Source organism: Streptomyces sp. XY431, assembly GCF_001279805.1.
Taxonomy (GTDB): Bacteria; Actinomycetota; Actinomycetes; order Streptomycetales; family Streptomycetaceae; genus Kitasatospora; species Kitasatospora purpeofusca.
The window spans coordinates 37,137-61,001 of record NZ_LGDO01000184.1 but is presented as its reverse complement, the minus strand read 5'-3'; the positions used below and the strand labels follow the sequence as shown (position 1 = coordinate 61,001).

The following is a 23,865-nucleotide window of genomic DNA, read 5'->3' as shown; positions in this document are numbered from 1 at the left end:
AACAGTGCCACCGCCCTACCAACGGGTAGTTGACACGACTCGGGGCCCGGAACGAGCGGCGGCCGACGGATGGCACCATCCGTCGGCCGCCGGCCCCCCGGTGTGTCCGGCTACGGGACCGCGCGTTCCACGCGGCGGCGCTTGATGGTGCGGAAGCGGCGGGCGACCTGGCGGGCGAGGTCGGCGGCGCCGACCAGGCCGGCCTCGTTGCCGAGGGCGGCGTGGACGATGGTCGACTCGGGGCGGAAGCCGCGGCCGGTGAGGGTGCGGCGGAAGGTGTCGCGGGCGGGGGCGAGGAGGAGGTCGCCGGCCTCGGAGACGCCGCCGCCGATGACGAAGCGGCCCGGGTCGAGGGCGGCCGCCAAGTTGGCGATGCCGACGCCGAGCCAGGTGCCCACGTCGTAGAGCAGTTCGGTCGCGGTCGGGTCGCCGGCCCGGGCGGCCTCGGTGACCAGCGGGCCGGTGATGCCCTCGACGGCGCCGCCGGCCCGGGCCAGCAGCGCCTGGACCACCGGGGACTCCTCGGCGACCAGTTCGCGGGCGTCCCGCACCAGGGCGTTGCCGGAGGAGTACTGCTCCCAGCAGCCCCGGTTGCCGCACGGGCAGCGGTGGCCGCCGGGCACCACCTGCATGTGCCCGAACTCGCCGGCCAGCCCGTACTTGCCCCGGTCCACGTAGCCGTCGCGGACGACGGCGCCGCCGATGCCGGTGCCCAGGGTGAGCATCACCATGTGCTCCTCGCCCCGGCCGGCGCCGAAGCGCCACTCGGCCCAGGCGGCGGCGTTGGCGTCGTTCTCGACGATCACCGGGAAGCGCAGCCGGGAGCTGAGCGCCTCCCGGAGCGGTTCGCCGCGCCAGTTGAGGTGCGGGGCGAAGAGCACGGTGGAGCGCTCGGCGTCGACCCAGCCGGCCGCGCCGATGCCGACCGCGTGGACGTCGTGCCGGTCGGCGAGTTCCAGCACCAGTTCGACGATGACGTCCTCGACCACCTTGGCGCTCTTGGACTTGTCGGGCGTGTCGGTGCGCAGCTTCTCCAGCACCTTGCCCTCGCCGTCGACCACCCCGGCGACCACCTTGGTGCCGCCGATGTCGACGCCGATGGTCGGCAGCCGGAGCAGGCCGACCGGCAGGGCCCGGCGGCGGCGCTCGGCGCGCGGCCCGAGGCCGAGCAGGGTGGGCAGGACCGGCGGACGGTTGCCGCCGTGGGGGCTGGTCACGGCTGGTCACGCTCCTCGGCAGGGTCGACGGGGGCAGGGTCGGCGGGCGCAGGGCCGGCGGGGGCGGGCGGTGCCGCGGGCCGGGCCAGCTCGTGCGAGAGCTCGGCCAGGTCGGAGCCGCCCGCCATCTCGGTGGTGAGCTGTTCCAGGCCGATCTCCGCCCGCGCGTGGCTGCCCGCCATGCGGCCGCGCTTCAGCAGGGTGAAGTGGTCGCCGACCAGGTAGGCGTGGTGCGGGTTGTGGGTGATCAGGACGACGCCGAGTCCGGCGTCCCGGGCGGCGGTGACGTACTTGAGCACCACTCCGGACTGCTTGACGCCGAGCGCGGCGGTCGGCTCGTCCAGGACGAGCACCTTGGCGCCGAAGTGCACGGCGCGGGCGATGGCCACGCACTGGCGCTGGCCGCCGGACAGGGTGCCGATCGGGCGGTCCACGTCGGGCAGGTCGATGCCCATGTCCGCGAGCGCCCGGCGGGTGGTGGCGCGCATGCCGTCGGCGTCGATCCGCAGGCCGCCCCAGCGCTTGTGCCCCTGCTCGGAGCCGAGGAAGAAGTTCCGCCAGACGGGCATCAGGGGGACGACGGCGAGGTCCTGGTAGACGGTGGCGATGCCCCGGTCCAGGGCCTGGCGCGGGGAGTCGAGGCGGACCTCCTCGCCGGCCACCGTGAAGGTGCCCTCGTCGTGCCGGTGCAGCCCTGCGATGATCTTGATCAGGGTGGACTTGCCGGCGCCGTTGTCGCCGAGCACGCAGCTGATCTCGCCGGACCGCAGGGTCAGCGAGACGTCCTCCAGGGCGCGCACGGTGCCGTAGGTCTTCCCGATCCCGGTGAGGGAGAGCAGCTCGGTCATCGGGGCCCCCGTTCGGCGCGGCGCTTGACCCAGGTGTTCAGCAGGGCGGCGAGCAGCAGCATCGCACCGAGGAAGAACTTGAACCAGTCGGGGTTCCACTGGGCGTAGATGATGCCCTTGCTGGCCATGCCGAAGATCAGCGCGCCCAGCGCGGAGCCGACCACCGAGCCGTAGCCGCCGGTGATCAGGCAGCCGCCGATGACGGCCGCGACGATGTAGATGAGTTCGTTGCCGACGCCCTCGCCGGACTGCACGGTGTCGAAGGAGAACAGCAGGTGCTGGCCGAGCACCCAGGCGCCGAAGCCGACGAACAGGTAGAGCACGGTCTTCGTCCGGGCGACCGGGACGCCGACCGCCCGGGCCGCGGCCGCGTCGCCGCCGACCGCGAAGACCCAGTTGCCGAAGCGGGTGCGCAGCAGCACCCAGCTGCCGGCCAGCAGCAGGCCGAGCCACCACCAGACGGTCGCCTTGATCGTCAGCCCGCCGACGGTCACCTCGGAGGCGAACAGCCAGCGGCAGGAGGCGAAGCCCTCCATGTCGGAGATCGGCTTGGTGGAGACGGTGCCCGAGACCAGCTTGGTGACGCCGAGGTTGGCTCCGGTCAGCATCAGGAAGGTGCCGAGGGTGACGATGAAGCTCGGCAGTTTGGTGCGGGAGAGCATCCACCCGTTGAACAGGCCGACCGCCAGCGTGACGGCCAGTGAGACCAGCACGCCCACCCAGGTCACCGCGGTGAGCTGGTAGGAGACCATCGACGAGGTCAGCGCGGCGGTGGTGACCAGGACGCCGGCGGACAGGTCGAACTCGCCGCCGATCATCAGCAGCGAGACGGGTACCGCCATGATCCCGATGGTGGAGGCCGCGTACAGCACGGTGCCGAGCGAGGAGACCCGCAGGAAGGGCTCGGCGACGGCGGCGAAGACCAGGAAGACCGCGACGGCGGCGATCAGCGCGCCGAGTTCGGGCCGGCCGGCCAGGCGGCGCAGCGCGGCCGGGCGCTCGCGGCCCTGGACGAGGAGGTCCGGGGAACTCACCTGGTCCCCCTCGCCACGTACTCGGCGAGCGCGTCCGCGTCGTCCTTGGTGAGGATCTGCGGGCCGGTGGCGACCGGCTTGCCGCCGCCGAGCATGTCCAGGTTGGAGCGGTAGAGCCAGAGCAGGTCGACGCCCTCGTAGCCCTGGAGGTAGGGCTGCTGGTCGACCGCGAAGCCGACGGTGCCCGCCTTGAGGCCGGACACCACCTGCGTGCCCAGGTCGAAGGTGTCGAGCTCGACCGGGCGGCGGGTGTCCTGGATCGCCTGGAGTCCGGTGGCGGCCATCGGGCCGGAGAGGGTGAGCACGGTGTCGATGGACGGGTCCGCCTGGAGCTTGGCGGAGACCGCCGCGCGGGCGTCGGGCATGTTGACGCCGTCGACGTACAGCACCTGGAAGGCGCCGCCGGAGGTGCCCCGGGCGCCGCCGCAGCGCTGCTCCTGGCCGACGTTGCCCTGCTCGTGGATGACGCAGAGGACGTTCTTGCGGCCGCGGGCAGCCAGTTCGGTCCCGGCCGCCTGGCCGGCGGTGCTCTCGTCCTGGCCGATGTGGGTCAGCGCGCCGAACCGGGCGGAGAACTCCTGACCGGAGTTGATCGTGATGACCGGGATGCCGGCGGCCTTGGCCTTGCCGAGCACGTCGGCCATCGCCTCGCCCTTGGCGAGGGTGACCAGCAGGCCGTCGACCTTCTGGTCGATGGCGGCCTGGACGAGCTGGACCTGGTTCTGGGTCTGCGCGTCGTTGGAGTACAGGAAGGTGATGTTGTCCTTGGCGGCGGCCTGCTCGGCGCCCTTGCGCACGGTGTCCCAGAAGGCGTCGCCGGCCCCGGCGTGGGTCACCATGGCGACCTTCCAGCGCGGGGTGGTGACGGCGCCGCCGGCGGCGGCGGAGGCCTTGGCGCGGGCCTCCTCGGCGCGTCTGCCTCCGGTGCTGCTGCAGCCGGCGACGGCGACCGTCAGGGCCAGGACGGCCAGTGCCGCGGCGACGGGCCGGAGCCGGCGGACGGGACTCATGCGGGTTGTGCTCATCCCCATAGTCTCGCTTCCCGGCGGACGGGCGTTCGCACCGCCTCGCCCGGCGGGGCGATCCGTCCGGACGGTATCGTGCCCTGCGGGGGGATTCCTGGGAGTCCGCTGGACGCGACGTCCGGGCAGAGCCTGCCAGGGTGGCAGACTGGGGCGGACCCGAAAAGGGAGCTTCACGGAAACGTGATGTTCCTCTCAGGTTCCGCACAGATTCGGACGGCAACCGATCCCCGTTAGGCGCCGTCTGATGCCATTGAGGTGGCGTTCCGGGCGAGTGGGGCCCGGGCGGCTTCGAACCCGGATACGAGAAACATTCATGCAACTGACAGGTACGCCGTTCTTCGTCTGCACGGTCGTTCTCGTGCCGATCTCCATCGCCGTGGCGATGTGGGCCTGGGCCCGGGTCAAGGGACCCGAGCCCGTGCGCGTCCTGTCCAGGCTCGCCATGATCGTCTTCTGTCAGGCCACCGCGGTGGTCATGGTCTTCGTGATGGTCAACAACGCCAACCTGATCTACGGCAACTGGGACGACCTGCTCGGGACCGGAAAGCACGTGCGCGCGGTGCCGGTCGTGCCGCCGGCCGACCCGGCCCCGGGGGCCGGTCAGGGCGCCTCCCCGGCCCCGGGCGCATCCGCCCCGGCGGGCGACGCGGCGCACCCGCCGGCCAACAAGGTCCAGCAGGCCTTCCGCGGCGTCGACGACCCGAAGGTGCCGAACGACGTCCAGAAGACCGACCTCAAGGGCCAGCTGTCCGGCGTCGACGGCGAGGTGCTGGTCTGGCTGCCGCCGCAGTACAACGACCCCGCGTACAAGGACAAGAAGTTCCCGGTGGTCGAGCTGATCCCCGGCTTCCCCGGCTCCTCCTCCACCTGGTACGGCACGCTGAAGGTCTCCGAGCAGCTCAAGCCCCTGATGCAGCAGGGCAAGGTGGCCCCGTTCATCCTGGTCTCGCCGCGCACCCTGCTGCTGGGCAACCGCACCGACGCCGGCTGCACCGACGTGCCGGGCAAGGTCAACGCGGACACCTGGCTCACCCGGGACGTGCCGCAGATGGTCCTGGACAACTTCCGGGCCGACCCCTCCGCCGACCGCTGGGCGATCGCGGGCTACTCGGCCGGCGCCCACTGCGCCACCAAGCTCTCGCTGGCCCACCCCAACCGCTACCGGGCCGGCATCAGCCTCTCCGGCTACAACGACCCGGCAAAGGAGCCGGACTCGCTGGTCGGCAAGGACGCGAAGCTGCGCGAGGCCAACAACCCGGTGACCATCGTGAAGGCCGCGCCCCAGCCGCCGAAGGTCTCGCTGTACGTCTCCGGCAACAAGGGCGACGGCTACGAGGACGGCCAGGCCGTCGCCGCCGCCGCCAAGGCGCCGACCACCGTCCAGGTGGTCGAGACCACCGGGCCGCACACCAGCGATGTGTGGAAGGACATGGTGCCGGGCGTCTTCGAGTGGCTGACCGGCATCATCCCGGCCCAGTAGCGGAGCACCCCCGCGCAGAGCGGAGGCCCCGGAGCGCGGTGCTCCGGGGCCTCCGCTCTGCGCGGAGGGACCGCTCTGCGCCGAGGGGCCCTCAGGCGAGTTCGAGGGCCAGGTAGAAGTCCACCCGGTCCTCCAGCCGGGACAGGTCACGGCCGGTCAATTCCTCGATGCGGCCGATCCGGTACCGCAGGGTGTTGACGTGGACGTGCAGCTGCGCGGCGCACCTGGTCCACGAGCCGTCCGAACGGAGGAACGCCTCCAGCGTGCGGACCAGGTCCGCCTGGTGCTCGATGTCGTAGGCGATCACGGTGTCCAGCAGCCGGCTGCGGAAGGCCCGGCGCACCTCGTCCGGGACGGCCGCGAGCAGCAGTACGTGCGAGGCCAGCTCCTCCGGCCCGGCCACGCAGACCCGGCCGACCCTGGCGGCGGCGATCCGGCGGGCGTGCCGGGCCTCCTCCAGCGCGCCGCGCAGACCGACCGCCTCCTTGGCGGGGGCCGAGACCCCGAGGGTGATCCGGCCCTCCGAGCCGAGCCCGGCCTCCAGCGGGGCGAGCAGCTCGCGCAGGGTGTCGGCGGGCACCGGGCTGTCCAGTGCGGGCAGCACCACCACCGCGCCGGCCCCGGCCCCGGCGACCAGCGCCCGGTCGCTGGTGCCGCCCAGCGCCTCCTCCAGGATCGCCCGCACCGCGCCCTCGGGCAGGCCGGTGCCCTCGGCGCTGAGCACCAGCCAGGAGCCTTCCGCCGCCTGCGGCTTCGGCTCGCGGCTCTCGTAGCGGGCGGCCATCGCCGAGGACGCGTACAGGGTGCGGCTGATCTCGGCCGGGTCCGCGTCGCGCTGGAGCAGGGTGAGCACCTCGTCGGCGAGGCGGCGGCGCAGCCGCCGGCCCTCGTCCCGGCGCTGGCGTTCGGCGGCGACCAGCCGGGCCAGGTTCTCGGCGAGCTGCTGGCGCTTCGCGGTCCACTCGGTGACGTCGCCCGCGACCGCGAGCACCCAGTCGGCGAGCGGCGCCTCGGCCTCGGGCGCGGCCGGCGCGGGCAGCAGCGAGTAGGCGCCGGCCGCGAGGCGGGCCCGGTGCGGGGGGCGGCGGCGCTGGCGCTGGGCGGCGAGGTGGGCGCGGATCAGCTGGTCCCGGTCGGCGGGCGGGAGCCGGTCGACGGGGCCGGCGATCACCGCGCCGGTCGGGGTGAGCACCCAGCAGTCGAGGTCGAGGTCGCCGCCGAGCAGGTCGAGGACGGCGTCCAGGCCGCCGCCGCCGGCCGCCGAGACCAGCAGCCGGTGCCGGTCGACCAGGGCCGCCAGGTCGGCGGCCCGGTCGGCGGAGACCTGGCGGCCGACGAACTCGGTGACGGTGCCGAAGGCGATGTCGTCGGGGACGGCCAGCAGCGGCATCCGGTGCCGGCGGCAGGCCTCGACGAGGTCCTCGGGGACGGGGCCGACCTCGGCCTCGCCGGCCGCCAGGGCGACCGCGCCGCCGGCCACGATGGTGCGCACGAAGCGCTCCGAGTCGGCCGGGGCGGTGCGCCAGAGCATGCCGGTGAGGACCAGCTCGCCGCCGTGCAGATAGCGCCCCGGGTCGTGCAGGTCGGTCGTCATCACCCCGCTGACCTGCCGGTCCAGCTCCTCCTCGGCCGCGAGCAGACGCAGGCGCGGGGCGCCGGGGGCGAGCAGGTCACGGACACGCATCCGGAGGCTCCTAACGGGCAGGTGGCGGGGGCGGGGGCGGTCCGAGGGCTCGGTCCGGGGTGACAGTGTGCCCGAACATCCGTGCTCGGCGTTACGTCCCAACGGGTGCCCGGACCACGGGGCCGTAGCTCGGGAATCACGGCCGGATTACGGTCGTAGGTGTGGCCCGGCCGACGGCTGGGCTGCGAGATCGTCCTTCTTAGAGGAACGTACAGGATGCCGGGCGGGACCACAGCCGGGGCTTCATGCCATCGGTGACTGCCAGTGGCCCCCGTCACAGCGGTTCACTGGCCACACGCCGCCGGACACACCCCGGTGACCGGAATCCGACGCGGAGGCGACGACGCGGAGGTCCCGGTCCGAACACCGGGGCCCGGGCGACCGGGCCGGGCACTGTGCCCACCCGTCCGGACGGTTACGACTTGAGGAGACACCCGCATGGAGTTCCTTCGGCCCGCCACCTGGGACGAGGCGCTCGCGGCGAAGGCCGAACACCCGACCGCGCTGCCCATCTCGGGCGGTACGGACGTCATGGTCGAGATGAACTTCGACGTGCACCGGCCACCCGCGATTCTCGACCTGAACCGCGTCACCGAGCTCACCGAGTGGTCGAACGACGGCGAGGTGGTCCGACTCGGCGCAGCCGTCCCCTACAGCCGGATCATCGACGAGCTGTCCGGCCCGCTGCCCGGCCTCGCGCTGGCCGCCCACACCGTGGGATCCCCACAGATCCGCAACCGGGGCGGCGTCGGCGGCAACCTGGGCGCGGCCTCGCCGGCCGGCGACTCCCACCCGGCGCTGCTGGCGGCCGGCCGGGACGTCCTGGTCGAGGCGGCCTCGGTCCGCGGCACCCGGCTGATCCCGATCGACGACTTCTACGTCGGGGTGAAGCGCAACTGCCTGGAGCCGGACGAGCTGATCCGCGCCGTGCGGATCCCGGTCGCGGACGGCCCGCAGCAGTTCTCCAAGATCGGCACCCGCAACGCGATGGTGATCGCGGTCTGCGCGTTCGGCTTCGCGCTGCACCCGCGGAACGGCACCGTCGGCACCGGCATCGGCTCGGCCGCCCCCACCCCGCGCCGCGCCGTCGAGGCCGAGGAGTACCTGCGGGGCGTGCTCGCCGAGCGCGGCCTGTGGGAGAGCGGGGAGCTGCTGGGCGCCGAGGTGATCCAGCGGTTCGGCGAGCTGGTCAAGGCCGCCGCCTCCCCGATCGACGACGTCCGGGGCACCGCCGACTACCGGCGGCACGCGCTCGCCGTGATGGCGCGGCGCACGCTCACCTGGACCTGGAACGACTACCGCAAGCAGATCAGGAGCGCGGCATGAGGGTCACGTTCACCGCCAACGGCAAGCCGGTCGAGGCCGACGACGTGTGGGAGGGCGAGAGCCTGCTCTACGTGCTCCGCGAACGCGTCGGGCTGCCCGGTTCGAAGAACGCCTGCGAGCAGGGCGAGTGCGGTTCCTGCACCGTCTACCTGGACGACGTGCCGGTCTGTTCCTGTCTGGTCGCGGCCGGCCAGGTGCAGGACCGCGAGGTGCGCACCGTCGAGGGGCTCGGCGGCGAGGACGGCGAGCTGGGCCTGGTCCAGCAGGCGTTCGTGGACGCGGGCGCCGTCCAGTGCGGCTTCTGCACGCCGGGCCTGCTGGTGCAGACCGACGCGCTGCTGGCGCAGGACGCCCAGCCGTCGGACGCGGACATCCGCGAGGCCCTGTCGGGCAACCTGTGCCGGTGCACCGGCTACGAGAAGATCATGGACGCGGTGCGGCTGGCGTCCGCCCGCAAGTGCGCCGGCACCCCTGCCGGCGGGGCGGTGGCGGAATGAACGCGCGGACGAACACCCACGGCAGTAGCGGGACCAGGGCCGGGACCAGGGCCGGGACCGGTGCCGGGACGAGTGCCGGGACGAGTGCCCGGAACAGTGCCAGGACCATCCAGGGCCAGAAGAACCTCCAGGACATCCGGCAGTCCAGCAAGGACGGCATCGGCGGCTCGCCGCTGCGCCCGGACGGCACGCTGAAGGTGCGCGGCGAGTTCGCGTACTCCTCCGACATGTGGCACGAGGACATGCTCTGGGGCATGGCGCTGCGCTCGCCGCACCCCCGGGCGAACATCCTCTCCGTGGACATCTCCGAGGCGCTCACCGTGCCCGGCGTGTACGCGGTGCTCACCCACGAGGACATCCCCGGCGCCAAGTACTACGGCCTGGAGATCGCCGACCAGCCGGCCCTGGCGATCGACAGGATCCGGTACCACGGCGAGTCGATCGCGCTGGTCGCCGCCGACCACCCGGAGACCGCCCGGCGCGCGGTGAAGAAGATCAAGGTCGAGTACGAGGTGCTCACCCCGATCGTCACCGAGGAGCAGTGCCTCGACCCGGAGACGTACGGCTACGTCCACGAGCCGCACGAGTACAAGTCGCACGCCCACGGCAACATCTGCCACGAGCAGCACCTGGTCTCCGGCCTCGGCGTGACCGACGAGGTGCGGGCCCTGGCGGACGTCGTGGTCAGCGGCACCTACGAGGTCGGCATGCAGGACCAGGCCTTCCTCGGCCCGGAGTCCGGGCTCGCGGTGCCCGCCGAGGACGGCGGCATCGACCTCTACATCGCCACCCAGTGGCTGCACGTGGACCGCCAGCAGATGGCGCCGGTGCTCGGACTGCCGGAGGAGAAGGTCCGGCTCACCCTGGCCGGTGTCGGCGGGGCGTTCGGCGGCCGCGAGGACCTCTCGATGCAGATCCACGCCTGCCTGCTGGCCCAGCGCACCGGCAAGCCGGTCAAGATCGTCTACTCCCGGGACGAGTCCTTCTTCGGCCATGTGCACCGCCACCCGGCGAAGATGTACTACGAGCACGGCGCCACCCGGGACGGCAAGCTGGTCTACGCCGATGCCCGGATCGTGCTGGACGGCGGCGCCTACGCCTCCGCCTCGCCCGCCGTGGTCGGCAACGCGGCCTCGCTGGGCCACGGCCCCTATGTGATCCCGAACGTGCGGATGCACGCCGTCGCGCTCTACAGCAACAACCCGTCCTGCGGGGCGATGCGCGGCTTCGGCGCGGTGCAGGCGGCGTTCGGCTACGAGACCCAGATGGACCGGCTGGCCGCCGAACTGGGCATGGACCCGGTCGAGTTGCGCCGGCTCAACGCCATGAAGCAGGGCGACCTGATGCCCACCGGCCAGGAGATCGACGCACCCGCGCCGGTCGCCGAACTGCTGCGCCGGGTCAAGGACATGCCGCTGCCGCCGCCGCTCGACACCGACGACCTGGACGTGCGGCTGCTGCCCGGCGCGCTGTCCAACACCTCGCACGGTGAGGGCATCGTGCGCGGCGTCGGCTACTCGGTCGGCATCAAGAACGTCGGCTTCTCCGAGGGCTTCGACGACTACTCCACCGCCCGGGTGCGACTGGAGGTGATCGGCGGCGAGCCGGTCGCCCTGGTGCACACCGCGATGGCCGAGGTCGGCCAGGGCGGCGTCACCGTGCACGCCCAGATCGCGCGGACCGAGCTGGGCGTCGAGCAGGTGACCATCCACCCCGCCAACACCGAGGTGGGCTCGGCCGGTTCGACCTCCGCCTCGCGCCAGACCTACATGACGGGCGGCGCGGTCAAGCTGGCCGCCGAGGCGGTCAAGCGCGAGCTGATCGAGAAGGGCCGGCGCCGCTACGGCTGGACCCAGCAGGACCTCACACTGGCCGGCGGCAAGGTCGTCTCCGAGTCGGCCGGCGCGCTGGTCTCCATGGTCGACCTGCTCGGCGAGGACGCCATCGACCTCACCCGCGAGCACCACCACCGCCCGACCGTCCCCTTCGACAAGGAGACCGGGCAGGGCTTCGGCCACGTCCAGTACACCTTCTGCGCCAACCGCGCGGTGGTCGACGTGGACGTCGAACTCGGCCTGGTCAAGGTGGTCGAGCTGACCGCCGTCCAGGACGTCGGCAAGGCGCTCAACCCGCTGTCGGTGGTGGGCCAGATCCAGGGCGGCTGCACCCAGGCGCTCGGGCTCGCGGTGATGGAGGAGATCATCGTGCGGGACGGCAAGGTGCGCAACGCCTCCTTCACCGACTACCTCATCCCCACCATCCTGGACACCCCGCCGATCCCGGTGGAGATCCTCGAACTCCCCGACCCGCACGCCCCGTACGGGCTGCGCGGGGTGGGCGAGGCGCCGACCGTCTCGGCGACGCCGTCCATCGTGGCCGCCATCCGCAACGCCACCGGCCTGGCGCTGCGCCGGATCCCGGTCCGGCCCGAGCACCTGACCACCGAACGGCCCGGGGAGCTGTAGGGCCCGTCCCCGGCCCGCTCCCCCACCCCCCACAACTCCCCGGGGCGGCGTCCGGTCTTCCCCGCCGCCCCGGGGCCGAGCACGGCCCGTACGACCCGCACGACCCGCACGACCTGCGGCATCCGCACGACCTGCACGATCTGCACGGCACCACCCGGCACTACCCGGCACTACCCGGCACCGCTGGCACCGCTGGCACCGCTGGCACCACCACCGCGCCGCCACCGCGCCGCCACCGCACTGCCACCGCACCAGGACCGCCGCCCGCCCACGCCGGGGCCCGGCGACGGCCCGCACCACCCGTGCAACCGTGAGTCGAATCGTCCCCCTGTGCCACGCCTTCGTCGCCTGGCTGCCAGGTCGGCTCGCCCACCCCAACCCCCTTTGACACTTGGGAGTGGACATGACCAGGATCCCCACGGAGCCCGGCACCACTGCAGACAGACCCACCGAGGCCGACGAGGCCACCGGGAACGACGCCCCCACGTCGGTCCCGGCCGCGCCCAGGAACGCACTGGACGCCTACTTCAAGATCTCCGCCCGGGGCTCGACCCTCGCCAATGAACTCCGGGGTGGCCTCACCACCTTCATGGCGATGGCCTACATCATCCTGCTGAACCCGCTGATCCTCGGCGGCGCCGACGTCACCGGCGTCAAGCTGGACCACGCGGCGCTCACCACCGCCACCGCGCTCGCGGCGGCCGTCACCACCGTCCTGATGGGCGTGGTCGGCAATGTGCCGCTCGCCCTCGCGGCCGGCCTCTCCGTCTCCGGCGCCGTCTCGGCCCTGGTGGTGCCGCACACCACCTGGCCGCAGGCGATGGGCCTGTGCGTCATCTACGGCCTGCTGATCGTGCTGCTGGTGGTCTCCGGCCTGCGCGAGAGGATCATGAACGGCATACCCCTGCCGCTCAAGCACGCCATCACCATCGGCATCGGCCTGTTCGTCACCGTGATCGGCCTCTTCAAGGCCGGCTTCATGCACACCGGCGGACCCACCCCGCTCTCGCTCGGCCCGGCGGGCGAACTCACCGGCTGGCCGGTCCTGGTCTTCTGCCTCACCCTGCTCGCCATCTTCGTGCTGATGGCCCGCAACGTGCGCGGCGCGATCCTCATCGGCATCGCCGGCGGCACCGTGGTCGCGATGATCGTCAACCAGCTCGCCGACGTACCCGCCGAGGCCTGGCGCAACTCCGCGCCGGTCTGGCCCGGTTCGCCGGTCGCCGCACCCGACTTCAGCCTGTTCGGCGACGTCGACCTGTTCGGCGCCTTCGGCGGCCAGGGCCTGGGCGCGATCAGCGCCTCGGTCGCGGTCTTCACCCTCGTCCTGGCCGGCTTCTTCGACGCGATGGCCACCATCATCGGCGTCGGCACCGAGGCCGGACTCGCCGACCGGCGCGGCCGGATGCCCGGCCTGTCCAAGGCCCTGTTCATCGACGGCGCCGGCGGCGCGGTCGGCGGCCTGGCCGGCGCCTCCGGGCAGACCGTGTTCGTCGAGTCCGCGACCGGCGTCGGCGACGGCGCCCGCACCGGACTCGCCTCCACCGTCACCGGCGGACTGTTCGCCCTGATGCTGTTCTTCTCGCCGCTGGCCGCCATCGTGCCGGTCGAGGTGGCCTCGGCGGCCCTCGTCGTCATCGGCTCGATGATGATGAGTCAGGCCCGGCACATCGACTGGTCCGACCGCGAGGTGGCCGTCCCGGCCTTCCTCACCTGCACGCTGATGCCGTTCACCTACAGCATCACCGCCGGTGTCGCGGCCGGCGTGATCTCCTACACGGTGATCAAGGCCGGCCGGGGGCGGTGGCGCGAGCCCGGGGCGCTGATGTGGATCCTCACCGGGGTGTTCGTCGTCTACTTCGCGCTCGGCCCGGTCAAGTCCTGGCTCGGCGTGCACTGACCGGCCGACCTCTCTTTCGGAGCACCCGCCGCCGTACGGGATCGTTCTCCCGTACGGCGGCGGCCCCACCGGCCCGTCCCGTGCTCGTCCGCCCCGTCCGCACCCGCCCCCTCCGCACCCGATTGACTACCCTCGAAAGCGCAAAGGAGCTTCCGTCATGCAGGACATCGCCGAGCAGCTGCTGGCCTGGCACACGTCCGGCCGCTCCTTCGCCGTGGCCACCGTCGTCGGGGTCACCGGCAGCGCTCCGCGCGACCCGGGCGCCGCGCTCGCCGTCGACGCGGACGGCGAGGCGATCGGCAGCGTCTCCGGCGGCTGCGTCGAGGGCGCCGTCTACGAGCTGTGCCGGGCCGCGATCGAGTCCGGCGAGCCGGTGCTGGAACGGTTCGGCTACAGCGACGAGGACGCCTTCGCCGTCGGCCTGACCTGCGGCGGGATCCTGGACGTCTTCGTCCAGCCGGTGCGCCCCGGGGCCGACCCGGCCCTCGACGCCGGTATCGCGCTGATCGCCGACGGCACCCCGGTGGCGCTCGCCCGGGTCGTCGCCGGACCGGCCGGACTGCTCGGCGCCACCGTCGCCGTCACCGCCGACACCCACCACGGCCTGCTCTCCCCCGCGCCCTCCGTGGCCGCCCCGCTGGAGCGGTCGGTCGTCGCCGAGGCCCGGGCCATGCTCGACGCCGGCCGCACCGGCCGGCTCGTCCTCGGCCTGGACGGGCGCCCCTGCGACGAGCACGGGCAGGGCACCGTCACCCTCTTCGTGGAGTCGTACGTGCCCGCGCCGCGGATGCTGGTGTTCGGCGCGATCGACTTCGCCGCCGCGGTGGTACGGATCGGCAAGTTCCTCGGCTACGACGTCACCGTCTGCGACGCCCGGCCCGTCTTCGCCACCGAACGGCGCTTCCCCGAGGCCGACCGGGTGGTCGTCGACTGGCCGCACCGCTACCTGGACACCCAGCTGGACCGGCTGGACGGCCGGACCGTGCTCTGCGTGCTCACCCACGACGCCAAGTTCGACCTCCCGCTGCTGGAGCGCGCGCTGCGACTGCCGGTCGGCTACGTCGGCGCGATGGGCTCGCGCCGCACCCACCGCGAGCGCGAGGCCGGACTGCGCGCGGCCGGACTCACCGACGCCGAGATCGGGCGGCTGCGCTCGCCCATCGGCCTCGACCTCGGCGCCCGCACCCCCGAGGAGACCGCCGTCTCCGTCGCCGCCGAGATCGTCGCCCACCGGCGCGGCGGCAGCTGCCTGCCGCTGAGCGCCGGGACCGGGCCGATCCACCACGACCTGGCACAGGCCCCGGCGGCGGCCGAGGACAGCCGGGAGGCACCGGCCCGCCGGGACCGCAAGCCGCACGCCGCCTAGAGCCCCAGGCCCTGGGCGGTCAGCGCACCACGTTGTAGGCCTCGCAGATCAGCGGCGGGCCGCCCGCCATCCCCACCTCGCGGAGGATCGGCATCAGCACCGCCGCGAAGTGCTCGAAGGCCTCCCGGGACTCCCAGACGTCCGTCACGTGCCAGCCCGCGCCGTCCGGCAGCGGGCCGGCCGCGTGTGTCAGCAGCCCGCGCACCGGCCAGTCCTCGGGCCGGTTCAGCCCGGAGCCGCCGGTCAGCCGGTCCACCGACTCCTCGTACTGCTCCCGGCTGACCCCGGGAAGGTCGAACACCACGATGACCGCCATCGGGACACTCCTGTCCTGCGCCGCCCGCGCACCCTGCGCCGCCGCGCTCCGGGGCGGCGTCCGCTCACCGCCCGGCCGCCTCCCAGTGCAGCCCGCGAACCGTCCCGACGGCCACCCGGTACCGCCGACCGGGTGAATTGCGGGCCCCGCAGGAGCGGAGCACGCTGGAATCGAGGACTCGTCCGGGCCCTCGCCCGCGCCCGGGAAGGGGCACCGCCATGCGCGCGCTACTGGAGATCGAACTCGACACCCAGACGGCCAACCGGGCCGTCGCGGACGGCGCCATCATGGCGAGGTTCAACCAGATCATGGCCGACCTGAAGCCCGAGGCGGCCTACGCCTTCCCGCGCAACGGCCGGCGCTGCCAGATCGTGGTCGTCGACGTCGCCGACGAGGCCTCCGTGGTCGCGATCTGCGAGCCGTTCTGGCTGGAGTTCAACGCCCACATCGACATGCACATCTGCATGAACCCGGACGATCTCCGCGAGGGCCTCGGCCGCGTCGGGCGCTGAGCGGCCTGGCGCTGATCCGACCGGGCGGACCGGGCGGAATCAGTCCGAGACCGCCAGCTTCACGCCGAAGCCGACCACGGCCAGGCCCGTCACCCGGTCCATCGCCCGGCGCGCCGACGGGCGGCGCAGCCAGCCGCGCAGCGCCTGGGCGAAGCCCACCAGCACCGTCGACCAGAGCAGGCCCTCGACCACGTGCACACAGGTCAGCGCCACCCCGGCGGCGAAGTGCGGCGCCCCCGCCGGGATGAACTGCGGCAGCACCGCCACGTAGAAGACGCCCACCTTGGGGTTGAGCAGGTTGGTCAGCAGACCGCGCCGCCAGCCCGCGGCGAGGCCGCCGGCCGGGGTGTTCGCGGGGGTGTCGGCTGCGGCGGCGTCCTCGGGCTCCGGGTTCGCGTTCGCGCGGGAGCGGAGCATTCCCACGCCCATCCACACCAGGTACGCGGCACCCGCCCAGCGGAGGATCTCGTAGCCCAGCTGCGAGGCGGTGAGCAGCGCCGTCACACCGGCCGAGGTGAGCGCTCCCCAGAGCAGGGTGCCGGTCTGGATGCCGAGCACCACGCCCCAGGCCTGCCGCCGGTGGCCGAGCGCCGAGGTGCGGAGGATCAGGGCGGTGTCCAGGCCCGGGGTGAGCGTCAGCAGGCCCACGACGAGGGCGAAGGACCACAGGGCGGTCGTCATCTCCATGGCCCACGATCGTAATGGCCCGCGATCGCACGGGGGCCGGGCAGCCCGGCCGCAAGGAGAGGTGCGACCGGGCGGCGGAGGGGTCGGGCCGGGACGCTCGGCGGGACGGGTCAGGCCGGGCGGCGCACCCGCTCCGCCACCCGGCGGCCCTCCTGCTCGGTCGGGTCGAACTCGACCCGCTGCCCCTCGACCAGCGTCCGGTCGCCGCCGTCCGCCGCCACGATCGAGTCGTAGTACACGTACAGCGCCGGGCCGTCGTCGTCGGGGGTGATCAGGCCGTACCCATGGTCGGCCTGGTAGGACTGCACGATACCGGTGGCCATCGGGGTCTCCTCGGGTCCGTCGTCGGCACGCGGGCCGCGACCTCCCCCCTCGCCACCCATGATCGGTGCAGAACCCGCCGGGCGCACGCCCCGGCCCGAACCGGAGGACGGCGACGGATGCGGACGGCCCGCGCGATCTCCCTGCTCCTGCTGCTCCAGGCCCGCCGCAGCATGACCGGCGCCGAACTCGCCGCCGAACTGGAGGTCTCCGAGCGCACCGTGCAGCGCGACGTCCTGGCGCTGGCCGAGGCCGGGGTCCCGGTGTACGCCGACCGGGGGCGGGCCGGCGGCTACCGGCTGCTCGACGGCTACCGCACCCGGCTGACCGGGCTGGACCGGACCGAGGCCGAGGTGCTGCTGCTGGCCGGGCTGCCCGGGCCGCTCCAGGACATGGGCCTCGCCGATCCGGCGCTCGCGGCCCGGCTGAAGGTGGCCGGCGAGCTGGGCGGGGCGCCGGCCGCCGGGGCGCGGCGGTTCCACCTGGACGCGCCCGGCTGGTTCCGCGACGCCCCCGTGCCGCCGCTGCTGGCCGAGGTCGCGCGGGCCGTGTGGGGCGGACGGCTGCTGCGGGTGCGCTACCGGCGGCGGCCGGAGGCGGACCCGGTCGAGCGGGTGCTGCGGCCGACCGGCCTGGTGCTGAAGGCGGGCACCTGGTACCTGGTCGCCCGGCCGGACGAGGAGGGCGCCGAGCACCGGGTGTACCGGGTGGACCGGCTGGTCGCCGCCGAACCCCGCGAGCGGTGGTCCGCCCCCGACCGGGCCGACGAGACGTTCGACCTGGCCGCGTTCTGGGAGGCCCGGGCCGAGGGGTTCGCCCGCTCGCTGCTGCGGGAGACCTTGACCGTACGGCTCAGCCCGCTCGGCCTGGAGCGGCTGCCGCACCTGCTCGAACCGGTCGCCGCCCGGGAGGCGCTGGCGAGCGCCGGGCCACCGGACGGCGACGGCCGGGTGACCGTCCGGCTTCCCGTGGAGTCCCTGGAGGTCGGCTACGAGGAGATCCTGCGGCTCGGCCCCGAGGCCGAGGTGCTGGAGCCGCCGGCCCTGCGGCAGCGGCTGGCCGGGGCGGCGGCCCGCACCGCCGCCCTCTACGGCCCCCCTCAGCGGTAGCCGGCCGGGTCCACCGGGCCGTCCGCGCCCTCGATGTCCACCAGGTAGCGCCAGGCGTCCGGGCGGCTCCCGTCCAGGTCGGTGAAGCCGTACTCCAGGGCCAGGCCGCCGCTGGACAGCGAGGTGCCGTTGAACCGCGCCCGCCCGGGATCGGCGGCCAGCGCGACCACCGCGCGGCCCACGTACGCCGGGGACTCCGAGATGCCGAACTGCGGTTCGGCCGCCGTCGCCTCCCGCCACGTCCCCTCGGTGACGCCGAAGTGCTCCAGCATCATCTCCGAGCGCATCCAGCCCGGGGTGAGCGCCACCGCCGTCGCCCCGCGCGGACCCATTTCGTGCCCCAGCGCGAAGGCCATCCGCAGCACGGCGGCCTTGGCGATGTCGTAGAAGAAGGAGTTCCGGTAGCGGGTCGCGTTGTACTCGGCGGTGCCGTCGGTCATCTCGACCACCAGCCCGCCGGGGCGGCGCAGCAGCAGGGGCAGCAGGTGGTGGCTGGTGACCGCGTGCGTCTCGACGGCCAGCCGCAGCAGGCGCAGGCCCTTGTCGAGGTCGTGCTCCCAGACCGGGACGTTCCAGCCGAACAGCTCCTCGCCGCCCCAGATGTCGTTCACCAGGATGTCCAGCCCGCCCTGCTCGGCCTCGATCCGGGCGGCCACCGCCGCCACCTCGGCCGGGACCAGGTGGTCGGCGCGCACCGCGATGCCCTGCCCGCCGGCGGCCGTCACCAGCGCCGCCGTCTCCTCCAGGGTCTCCGGCCGCCCGTAGTCCCCCCGGTGGCCCTCGGCGCTGCGCCCCGTCCCGTACACCGTCGCCCCGGCGGCGCCCAACGCCACCGCGATCCCCCGCCCGGCGCCCCGGGTGGCCCCCGCCACCAGTGCGGTCCTGCCCTTCAGCGGCTGCTCCGTCATGCCTCGCCCTTCCTCACGTGCCGCGGTGTCTCCACCCGTCGGCATCGATGCTCCCCCGGAATCCCGACACCTCCTGTCGGGATTCCCGACGAAGCCATGGACGGACGTATGGCAGCGGCACCATACGCAGCAGCTGCCTACGAGCGCACGAAGCACGCCGCATCCACGTCACCCGAGCAGGGCGCCGCATGATCGTGGTGGTGGCGGACATCTCCGGCCTGCTCGCGGCGCTCGACCGCGAGCACCCGATCGGACCGGCAGCACGCGAGGTGCTGGACGCTGCGGGGACGCTGGTGATCTCCCCCGTCCTGCTGAGCGAACTCGACCACCTGGCCCGGAGGGTCCTCGGACCCGCGGCGTCCATGGCCGCGGTCGACGACGTCCGGCGTCGGGTGCGGTCCGGGCGCGCGGTACTGCCCGAGATCACCGCCGACACCTTGGACGCCGCTCAGGCCGTCCGGGCCCGCCACCGCGACCTGCGCCTCGACCTGGCGGACGCCGTCAACGTGGCACTGGCCGCGGACTACCGCACCGACGCGATCCTCACTCTCGATCAGCGCGACTTCCGGGTCCTGCCCTTCGACCGGTGATCGACTTCATGGCCCGGGGCGCGCGGTGGCACCGCGCGCCCCGGGTTTCGGCGGTTCGCCCCAGGTGACGTTCAGGCGGGCGGCGAGGCGGCGGAGGCCGGGGGCGAGGCGGCTCCGGGGTTCAGTCGGCGGAGCCCGGAGGGACGACCCAGCGGGTCGACTGGCCCGTAACGGCGGCGATCATGTCGTAGTCACCGTCGTAGTGCAGGACGGTGGCCCCGTGGCGTTCGGCGGTCGCGGCGATGACGAGATCGGCCACGGACAGCGCCCGCCAGTTGCCGGCCGCCGTGAGCATTGCCTGGACCTCGACCGCCCGGTCCCACACCTCGTCCGGTGTCGTCAGCCAGTCGAACCCGCGCAGGCCCTCGCGGATCCGGTCGGCGTCACTCTTGGACCGGGCGCTGTGCATGATCTCCAGCTCGACGGCGCCGCAGAGCGCCAGCCGTCCTTCGGCGAACAAGCGGTCGATCACGACCCGCACCACGGGCTTGGGGTAACGGGCGAATGCCGACTTGTCGATCAGGAACCGCTCACTCACCGGTGCCCACCGGTCCGGTCAGGTCGGGCAGCCCGCCCTCGGCGAGCCAGTCGAGGAACTCCCTGCCCTTGCGGCGCTTGACGGCGTCCTCAAGGGCGGCGTTGACGGTCGCGACCTTGGTCGTCGTCCCGAAGATCTCGGCGGCCTCCGCCAGGAGGGCGTCATTGACGTCTATCACGGTACGAGCCACGGTGGACCTCCCGGGGGTACAGGCCTGCGATATCAAATCCGAGTCTATTCGATATCACAGGCCCATGGGGCCGGTCAGGTGACGTTCAGCCGTGCCGCCAGGCGGAGGAGGCCGGGGGCGAGGCGGCTGAGGAGGCGGGCGGCCTTGGCCTCGGGGGTGACGGGGACGACGGGGCGGCCGGTGCGGACGGCGGTGAGGATGGCGGTGGCGACCTTCTCCGGCGGGAAGCCCCGGCGGGCGTAGAGGCGGGCGGCGCGGGCCTGCTTGGCGGCCTGTTCGTCGGCCGTGGTGGCGGAGAAGGTGGAGGTGCGGGTGATGTTGGTGTTGACGAGGCCCGGGCAGATGGTGGAGACGCCGATGCCGTGGCCGGCGAGTTCGGCGCGCAGGCAGTCGGAGAGCATGAAGACCGCGGCCTTGCTGGTGGCGTAGGCGGTGAGGGCCTTCGAGGGCAGGTACGCGGCGGCGGAGGACAGGTTGACGATGTGGCCGCCCTCGCCCCGGTCGGCCATCAGGGTGCCGAAGGCGCGACAGCCGTGGATGACGCCCCAGAGGTTGACGTCCAGGACCCGCTGCCACTCCTTCTCGGTGGTCTCCAGGAAGGTGCCGGAGTGGCCGATGCCGGCGTTGTTGACGAGCACGTCGGGCACGCCGTGCTCGGCGGCGACCTGTTCGGCGAAGGCGTCGACGGCGGCGCCGTCGCTGACGTCGACCCGGTAGGCGTGGGCCGGCGGGCCGATCAGGGCGGCGAGTTCGGCGGTGCGGCGGGCCGCGTCGAGGTCGAGGTCGCAGACCACCACCCGGGCGCCCTCCGCGGCGAAGGCGAGCGCGGTGGCCCGGCCGATGCCGCTGCCGCCGCCGGTGACGACGACGAGCCGGCCGTCGTCGGGGGTGCCGGCCGGAGCGGCGTCCGCCCCGGCCGCGGTGCGGGCGACGTGCTCACGGACCAGTCCGGCCACGGTGGTTCCCTTCTCCAGCAGTGCGGACCAGTGGGTGGCGCGCAGGGTTCGGCGGGTCAGCCTGGGCACCCAGCGCTCCAGGCCCTCGGACAGGTAGGTGCCGACGTAGTGGTCCTCGGTGAGGGTGATCAGCTGGACCGGCACCTCGGTGGGGCGCTCGCGCGGGTGGCGCAGGGCGGGCCGCATGTTGGCGCGGTAGAGCTCGATGCCGCGCACCGCGTCGCGCCGCAGGGTGGGCTGCGGGTGGTCGGCGCGCGGGGTGACGCCCTCCAGGTCGCGCAGCACCCGGGGCCAGGCGCGGGCCAGGCCGAGCCGCCAGACGCCGGGCGCGAGGAAGGGCAGGTGGAAGGCGGTGATGTACCAGGAGTGGGCGCCCTGGGAGAGGAGTTGCCGCAGGTGGCGCGGGGTGGGGCGGCGGAGGCGCTCGCGCAGCCAGAAGCCCATGTGGTCGAGGCAGGGCCCGGACATCGTGGTGTAGGAGGCGAGGCGGCGTTCGGCGCCGGGGGCGGTGACGGCCTCCCAGGACTGCAGCGAGCCCCAGTCGTGGGCGACGACGTGCACCGGGCGGTCCGGGCTGACGGCGTCGGCGACGGCGAACAGGTCGGCGGCGAGCTGCTCCAGGCGGTAGCCGGTGCGGTCGGCGGGGACGCCGGAGGCGCCGGCGCCGCGCACGTCGTAGCGGACCACGTGGTGGTCGCGGGCGAGGTCGGCGGCGACGTCGTCCCAGACCGCGTGGGTGTCGGGGTAGCCGTGGACCAGCAGCACGGTGGGTGCGGCCGGGTCGCCCTGTTCGTAGACCGCGAGCGGGAGGCCGCCGGACCGGACGGTGCGGGCGTGGGTGGCGCGGGTGCTCATCGGGCGACTCCCTCGGGGGCGGTGGTGGTGGCGACGGCGGTGTCGGCCCCGGCCCAGCGGCGGACGTGCGGGAGGTCGTCGTCGAGCCAGTAGGCGTCGTCCTCGGTCACCACCAGCAGTTCCTCGAACTTGATGCCGACCTCCCGGAAGCCGATGTGCGGCTCCACCGCCCACAGGCCGGGGGTGGGCGCGTGCCGGGAGGAGCGGCCGTCCGCCCAGAGCGGGGAACGGCCGTGCAGGCGCTCGCTGATGAGTTCGCGGCCGAGCGTCTGGAGGGTCCGCACGCCGAAGCCGAGGACGTTCACCCCGGCCGGGCCGCGGGCCGTCGTCCGGGTGACCTGGTGGCCGATCACCCGGCCGGGGTAGACGCGGTGGCGGTTGTCGTAGCCGTGCGCCTCGATCTGGGCGTCCACGGCCGCGTACACCTCGGCGAGCGGCTTGCGGGCGCGGACCTCGGCGAGGATCAGCTCGCGGTAGACCTGGAGGTCGGCGGCGAGGCGGTCCCAGACGCGGTTCTCGCCGACCTTGCCGCCGTAGCCGATGTCGGCGGTGTAGCCGTCCACGACGGGGGCGCAGTCCAGCACGTACGGCATGCCCTCCTGGAGGCGGCGGTTGCCGGCGAAGAACTGCAGCGGGGTGTGGAAGTGACGGAACGCCGTCCGGTCCCCGAACCAGGCGAACGGGACGTGGAAGAAGTCCTGCACACCGGCGGCGACCAGGTTGCGGCGCAGTCGGGCGGTGGCCTGGCGCTCGGTGACGCCGGGTTCGATCCAGGCGGCGACCTGCTCGGCGCAGTCGTAGGCGAGCTGCTGGGTCTCCCGGAAGCGGGCGAGGTCGCGCTCGGTGTACGGGAAGGCGGGGGTGCGCGGCACGGCGGGGGCTCCTTCTTGCGCTGGTGGCTAGACGTCGAGCACGAGGGTCTCGCCCGCGGCGGCGCGGGAGACGCAGGGCAGCAGGGCGCCGTCGGCGCGGCGTTCGGAGGTGAGGCGGCGGTCGCGGTGGTCGGGGGTGCCGGCCAGCAGCCGGACCTCGCAGGTGCCGCAGAAGCCCTGCTTGCAGGAGTACGGGAGGTCGGGGCGGGCCTCGCGGAGCACGTCCAGGGCGGAGCGGTCGGCGGGGACGGGCAGTTCGGGGCCGTCGGCGCCGAGGCGGACCGCGAACGGCTCGCCGTCGGTGACCGGGGCCGCGCCGAACCGCTCGAAGTGCAGGGAGGCGGCGGGCGAGGCGTCCAGGGCCCGCTGGACTGCGGTGAGCATCGGAGCCGGGCCGCAGCAGTAGACGGCGGCCCCGCGCGGGGCGTGCGCGAGGAGTTCGGCGCCGGTGGGCGGGCCGCCGTGCTCGTCGTCGGTGCGCGGGTGGACCCGGGCCGGGTCGAGTGCGCGCAGCTCGTCGGCGAACGGGAGGGTGTCGGCGCTGCGGCCGGTGTGGACGAGGTGCCAGTCCAGTCCGGTGCGCCGGGCCTCCCGGACCATCGGGAGCAGGGGGGTGATCCCGATGCCTCCGGCCAGGAACAGCACGGCCGGTTCGGCGCAGAAGGCGAAGCCGTTGCGCGGGCGGCGGGCGGCGAGCCGGGTGCCGGGGTGGAGGGTGTCGTGGACCTCCGCGGAGCCTCCGCCGCCGTCGGGCAGCCGGCGGACGGCGATGCGGTAGCCGGACCGCTCGGCCGGGTCCACCGGGTCGCCGCAGAGCGAGTAGTGGCGCTCGCGGCCGGAGGGGAGGGTGAGGCGCAGGTGGGCGCCGGGCTGCCAGCCGGGGAGCGGGCCGCCGGAGGGGTCGGCGAGGGTGAGCTCCACGACGTCGGCGGCGACCTGGCGGCGGGCGGTGACGACCAGTTGCAGCGCCTCGGTGGGGCGGCTGTACGGACGGCGCGGGTTGCGCCGCAGCAGCGGGCTGCCGAGGGCGGGGGTGTAGCGGTCGCCGAAGGCGGTGAGGAAGCGGAAGAAGGTGTCGGCGCGCGGGCGGCCGTAGAGGTCGGGGGGCGGGGTGCTCAGGTCCATCCGGCGGGGTCCTCGGTTCCGGTGGCGGCTGACGGCGGGGCTCC

At 73.9% G+C, this 23,865-nt stretch carries 23 protein-coding genes; 9 read left to right on the top strand and 14 right to left on the bottom strand.

The window, feature by feature from the left end:
* Positions 1-110: 110 nt before the first annotated feature.
* Genes ADK60_RS19645 through ADK60_RS19630 form a run of 4 tightly spaced genes read right to left on the bottom strand, consistent with a single transcriptional unit; the run spans position 111 to position 4,109 of the window.
* Complete coding sequence (locus tag ADK60_RS19645) at positions 111-1,217, bottom strand: ROK family glucokinase (protein ID WP_045942055.1); 1,107 nt, start codon at positions 1,215-1,217, stop codon at positions 111-113.
* Positions 1,214-2,065 carry an ATP-binding cassette domain-containing protein gene (locus ADK60_RS19640; protein WP_053647667.1) on the bottom strand — a complete coding sequence of 284 codons (852 nt, stop codon included), beginning with the start codon at positions 2,063-2,065 and terminating at the stop codon, positions 1,214-1,216. Before ADK60_RS19640 ends, ADK60_RS19645 begins: the two co-directional genes overlap by 4 nt.
* Positions 2,062-3,099, bottom strand: coding sequence for an ABC transporter permease (locus ADK60_RS19635; RefSeq protein WP_045942054.1), 1,038 nt, complete (start codon positions 3,097-3,099; stop codon positions 2,062-2,064). The genes ADK60_RS19640 and ADK60_RS19635 overlap by 4 nt, the downstream gene beginning before the upstream one ends.
* Positions 3,096-4,109 (bottom strand): sugar ABC transporter substrate-binding protein, encoded by a 1,014-nt coding sequence (locus ADK60_RS19630; protein ID WP_053647664.1) that lies wholly within the window; start codon positions 4,107-4,109, stop codon positions 3,096-3,098. Before ADK60_RS19630 ends, ADK60_RS19635 begins: the two co-directional genes overlap by 4 nt.
* Before the next feature lie 328 nt (positions 4,110-4,437).
* Here ADK60_RS19630 and ADK60_RS19625 point away from each other — a divergent pair, with 328 nt between their 5' ends.
* The gene (locus tag ADK60_RS19625; RefSeq protein WP_045942052.1) at positions 4,438-5,604 is read left to right on the top strand and encodes an alpha/beta hydrolase; all 1,167 of its coding nucleotides are present in this window, start codon (positions 4,438-4,440) and stop codon (positions 5,602-5,604) included.
* 91 nt (positions 5,605-5,695) lie between these two features.
* Here the strand turns inward: ADK60_RS19625 and ADK60_RS19620 are convergent, their stop codons facing one another.
* Positions 5,696-7,288, bottom strand: a complete 1,593-nt coding sequence (locus tag ADK60_RS19620; RefSeq protein WP_053647662.1) for a PucR family transcriptional regulator — start codon at positions 7,286-7,288, stop codon at positions 5,696-5,698.
* 438 nt (positions 7,289-7,726) lie between these two features.
* Here ADK60_RS19620 and ADK60_RS19615 point away from each other — a divergent pair, with 438 nt between their 5' ends.
* From ADK60_RS19615 to ADK60_RS19595, 5 genes are all read left to right on the top strand, one after another.
* Positions 7,727-8,614: an FAD binding domain-containing protein gene (locus ADK60_RS19615; RefSeq protein WP_053647660.1), complete on the top strand. Its 888-nt coding sequence runs from the start codon at positions 7,727-7,729 to the stop codon at positions 8,612-8,614.
* Positions 8,611-9,111 (top strand): (2Fe-2S)-binding protein, encoded by a 501-nt coding sequence (locus ADK60_RS19610; protein ID WP_045942049.1) that lies wholly within the window; start codon positions 8,611-8,613, stop codon positions 9,109-9,111. The genes ADK60_RS19615 and ADK60_RS19610 overlap by 4 nt, the downstream gene beginning before the upstream one ends.
* Positions 9,108-11,576: a xanthine dehydrogenase subunit D gene (pucD, locus tag ADK60_RS19605; protein ID WP_234371160.1), complete on the top strand. Its 2,469-nt coding sequence runs from the start codon at positions 9,108-9,110 to the stop codon at positions 11,574-11,576. The genes ADK60_RS19610 and pucD overlap by 4 nt, the downstream gene beginning before the upstream one ends.
* Before the next feature lie 403 nt (positions 11,577-11,979).
* A complete protein-coding gene (locus tag ADK60_RS19600; RefSeq protein ID WP_053647658.1) occupies positions 11,980-13,476 on the top strand; it encodes an NCS2 family permease in 1,497 nt (498 codons plus the stop codon).
* Positions 13,477-13,633: 157 nt separating this feature from the next.
* Entirely contained in the window at positions 13,634-14,842 is a 1,209-nt protein-coding gene (locus tag ADK60_RS19595) for an XdhC family protein (RefSeq protein WP_053647656.1), read from the top strand.
* Between the two features lie 19 nt (positions 14,843-14,861).
* Here ADK60_RS19595 and ADK60_RS19590 read toward each other — a convergent pair whose 3' ends face one another.
* On the bottom strand, positions 14,862-15,158 hold the full coding sequence (locus ADK60_RS19590; RefSeq protein WP_045942046.1) for a hypothetical protein: 297 nt from the start codon (positions 15,156-15,158) through the stop codon (positions 14,862-14,864).
* Between the two features lie 218 nt (positions 15,159-15,376).
* On the opposite strand from ADK60_RS19590, the gene ADK60_RS19585 reads away from it, so the two are divergent.
* A complete protein-coding gene (locus ADK60_RS19585; protein ID WP_045942045.1) occupies positions 15,377-15,670 on the top strand; it encodes a hypothetical protein in 294 nt (97 codons plus the stop codon).
* 39 nt (positions 15,671-15,709) lie between these two features.
* Here the strand turns inward: ADK60_RS19585 and ADK60_RS19580 are convergent, their stop codons facing one another.
* Together ADK60_RS19580 and ADK60_RS19575 are read right to left on the bottom strand one after the other, a co-directional pair.
* On the bottom strand, positions 15,710-16,357 hold the full coding sequence (locus ADK60_RS19580; RefSeq protein WP_053647654.1) for a LysE family translocator: 648 nt from the start codon (positions 16,355-16,357) through the stop codon (positions 15,710-15,712).
* Between the two features lie 110 nt (positions 16,358-16,467).
* Complete coding sequence (locus tag ADK60_RS19575) at positions 16,468-16,680, bottom strand: cold-shock protein (protein ID WP_030392049.1); 213 nt, start codon at positions 16,678-16,680, stop codon at positions 16,468-16,470.
* A 117-nt stretch (positions 16,681-16,797) separates the two neighbouring features.
* Between ADK60_RS19575 and ADK60_RS19570 the strand changes: the two genes are divergently transcribed.
* Positions 16,798-17,787 carry a helix-turn-helix transcriptional regulator gene (locus ADK60_RS19570; protein ID WP_053647651.1) on the top strand — a complete coding sequence of 330 codons (990 nt, stop codon included), beginning with the start codon at positions 16,798-16,800 and terminating at the stop codon, positions 17,785-17,787.
* Here ADK60_RS19570 and ADK60_RS19565 read toward each other — a convergent pair.
* Positions 17,778-18,695 carry an SDR family oxidoreductase gene (locus ADK60_RS19565; RefSeq protein ID WP_053647650.1) on the bottom strand — a complete coding sequence of 306 codons (918 nt, stop codon included), beginning with the start codon at positions 18,693-18,695 and terminating at the stop codon, positions 17,778-17,780. The two genes, ADK60_RS19570 and ADK60_RS19565, sit on opposite strands and share 10 nt — an antisense overlap.
* Before the next feature lie 188 nt (positions 18,696-18,883).
* On the opposite strand from ADK60_RS19565, the gene ADK60_RS19560 reads away from it, so the two are divergent.
* A complete protein-coding gene (locus ADK60_RS19560; protein WP_079008523.1) occupies positions 18,884-19,285 on the top strand; it encodes a PIN domain-containing protein in 402 nt (133 codons plus the stop codon).
* A 121-nt stretch (positions 19,286-19,406) separates the two neighbouring features.
* On the opposite strand, the gene ADK60_RS19555 is transcribed toward ADK60_RS19560, so the two are convergent.
* The 5 genes from ADK60_RS19555 to ADK60_RS19535 all read right to left on the bottom strand — a co-directional run bounded on the left by ADK60_RS19555 (position 19,407) and on the right by ADK60_RS19535 (position 23,821).
* On the bottom strand, positions 19,407-19,823 hold the full coding sequence (locus tag ADK60_RS19555; RefSeq protein ID WP_053647648.1) for a PIN domain nuclease: 417 nt from the start codon (positions 19,821-19,823) through the stop codon (positions 19,407-19,409).
* Positions 19,816-20,013 (bottom strand): type II toxin-antitoxin system VapB family antitoxin, encoded by a 198-nt coding sequence (locus tag ADK60_RS19550; RefSeq protein ID WP_043465077.1) that lies wholly within the window; start codon positions 20,011-20,013, stop codon positions 19,816-19,818. Before ADK60_RS19550 ends, ADK60_RS19555 begins: the two co-directional genes overlap by 8 nt.
* Before the next feature lie 74 nt (positions 20,014-20,087).
* Positions 20,088-21,824 (bottom strand): SDR family oxidoreductase, encoded by a 1,737-nt coding sequence (locus ADK60_RS19545; protein ID WP_053647645.1) that lies wholly within the window; start codon positions 21,822-21,824, stop codon positions 20,088-20,090.
* Positions 21,821-22,696 carry a M24 family metallopeptidase gene (locus ADK60_RS19540; protein WP_053647643.1) on the bottom strand — a complete coding sequence of 292 codons (876 nt, stop codon included), beginning with the start codon at positions 22,694-22,696 and terminating at the stop codon, positions 21,821-21,823. The genes ADK60_RS19545 and ADK60_RS19540 overlap by 4 nt, the downstream gene beginning before the upstream one ends.
* A gap of 27 nt (positions 22,697-22,723) precedes the next feature.
* Complete coding sequence (locus ADK60_RS19535) at positions 22,724-23,821, bottom strand: PDR/VanB family oxidoreductase (RefSeq protein ID WP_053647642.1); 1,098 nt, start codon at positions 23,819-23,821, stop codon at positions 22,724-22,726.
* Positions 23,822-23,865: the final 44 nt, after the last annotated feature.